At 69.3% G+C, this 280-nt stretch carries 1 protein-coding gene; it reads left to right on the top strand.

What is annotated here, in order from left to right; all coding sequences use genetic code 11:
• The coding region (locus ACFWVD_RS28475; RefSeq protein WP_379247965.1) for an SDR family oxidoreductase at nucleotides 1-280 on the top strand (280 nt) is incomplete at both ends.

Raw genomic sequence — 280 nt, 5'->3', positions numbered from 1 at the left:
GAGCCCGCCACCTGGGTACCGGCCCTCGAAGGCGTCGACCGGGTTTACGTGACCTACTACCCCGACCTCGCCTTCCCCGGCGCCGCCGAACAGGTCGCCGAATTCTCCAAGGTCGCCGTCGCCCACGGCGCCCGCCGCCTGGTGCTCCTGTCCGGCCGCGGGGAGGAGGCCGCCGAGGTCAGCGAGAACAACCTCAAGGCCTCCGGCGCCGACTGGACCATCGTCCGCTCCAGCTGGTTCAACCAGAACTTCAACGAGAGCTTCTTCCTCGAGCCCGTCC

It is taken from the genome of Nocardia sp. NPDC058666, assembly GCF_042714895.1.
Classification (GTDB): Bacteria; Actinomycetota; Actinomycetes; order Mycobacteriales; family Mycobacteriaceae; genus Nocardia.
Note: the sequence above shows the minus strand (reverse complement) of the source record. Positions and strands in the feature narration are given on the sequence as shown.